Source organism: Methanobrevibacter sp. UBA188 (assembly GCF_905234905.1).
In the GTDB taxonomy this organism is placed as follows: Archaea; Methanobacteriota; Methanobacteria; order Methanobacteriales; family Methanobacteriaceae; genus Methanocatella.
Window position 1 is genome coordinate 1 of sequence record NZ_CAJOJM010000049.1, and the last position, 1595, is coordinate 1595.

Annotated in this window: 1 protein-coding gene and 1 pseudogene; both read right to left on the reverse strand. The window is 35.7% G+C overall.

The window, feature by feature from the left end; genetic code table 11:
- Positions 1–240, reverse strand: a pseudogene (locus QZ143_RS08195) (hypothetical protein); the annotation flags it as partial.
- A gap of 53 nt (positions 241–293) precedes the next feature.
- On the reverse strand, positions 294–1556 hold the full coding sequence (locus QZ143_RS08200) for a Mur ligase family protein (protein WP_292883032.1): 1263 nt from the start codon (positions 1554–1556) through the stop codon (positions 294–296).
- Positions 1557–1595: the final 39 nt, after the last annotated feature.

Here is a 1595-nt window from a genome sequence, read left to right on the forward strand (position 1 = left end):
ATTTTTTAAAAAATCAGGTATACTGCATTTTTTGTTTAGCAATAATGCACCGCTTACCATGAAAAACAGTTGAAAACCAAGATTACCAATATTTTCAAATAATGATGGTAAAATCCACAATGCTGATTGGTAACTTTGATTTGAAATAAAACCTTTTGATGTAGAAACCAATATTATTAAAAGAATGGCCAATGCCCTTATTTCATCCAAATAAAAAATTCTCTTAGTAATATTAATCATATTAACACCATTAATTAATTAACATTTTGTTCAAACTATTATTTAAGCTATACCTACAGATTATGAATAATAGATTTATATTTTACACAGGCCTCTCCAATTGATATTACCATTTCACAATCAAGGTTAAGGGCTATTTTCAATCCATCCCTGAATTCCTCTTTCGAAGCTCCTATAGTTCCTGTCTTTTTGAAGTTTCCTATATTGTTGAAAAATATCCTATCAGTGAGACTTGGATTTTCATCCAAAAACTCAATAGCTATTTTTTTGGAAGCTGTTGAAGCCGGAACCACGAATTTTGAGAATTTCAGCACGCTTTCAAAAATATTGCTGTCTCCAATATGGCCAGATTCTGAAGAAACAGTTATTACGCATGTAAAGTCCCCGAACAATTTCTGGAATTCCCTTAAGACGGTTTCCACTCCAGCGGGATTGTGTGCATAATCAACAAAAAAGTCCTTTCCTCTGACTTTTGTGATTTCCTCCATCCTACCGCTTACACCGGTAAAGCTTTCAATTGTAGGTAAAATCTTTTCATATGGAAGTTTCAGGAATTTATGGGCTGCAATTATCACTCCAACAATATTGTATACATTGTGAAGTCCATCAATTGACATTTTCACTTCCAGTTTTTCATCAGGAGTGTGGAGATCGAATGTTCTGTTTTTCAAATCCACATTTGTTGCGATATAGTCCACCTGAGGTGTTGTAAGACCGCATTTGCAGAAGTAATATCCGCATCCTGAAATAATTTCCTTTACGTTTATTTCACGGCCGCATACACATTCCTTTGTTCCTACGGATTGTGGAGTTTCATCGACTCCAAATGTTATGACTTCACCTTTAAAGTCCAGTTCCCTAATCAAACCCATTATTGTTGGATCATGACCATTTACTATCAATGTGCCTTCATTCAACTCAGATATGAATTCTCCTTTTACATTTGCATAATCTATAAAGCTTCCAAGGTCATTCAAATGGTCTGGAGTGATATTGGTTATAAGACCGCCCTTCATGGAAGTGTTTTTGACTATTCTTCCAACTGTTCCTGGAACACCAAATGTGCCAACTTCCAGTATGCCGACGTCCCCTTCCAATCGGGATTGCAGTATTGGAATGAATTCCGCATTTCCCTGCATTCCTTCAAGGTCGTGTTCTGACGGTTTTATGCCATTATCATATGCAATCTTTTTAAGCAATGTGGTTGATGTTGTCTTACCGTTTGTTCCTGTTATTCCAAAAACGTCTTTGTCGGCTTTGATGTTTTCAATAACATCATTTAACTCCAAAATTGGCTTTGTGCATCTTTTAATCACATCTGCATCTTTTGGAAGGCTTGCCGGAGGTATTACATA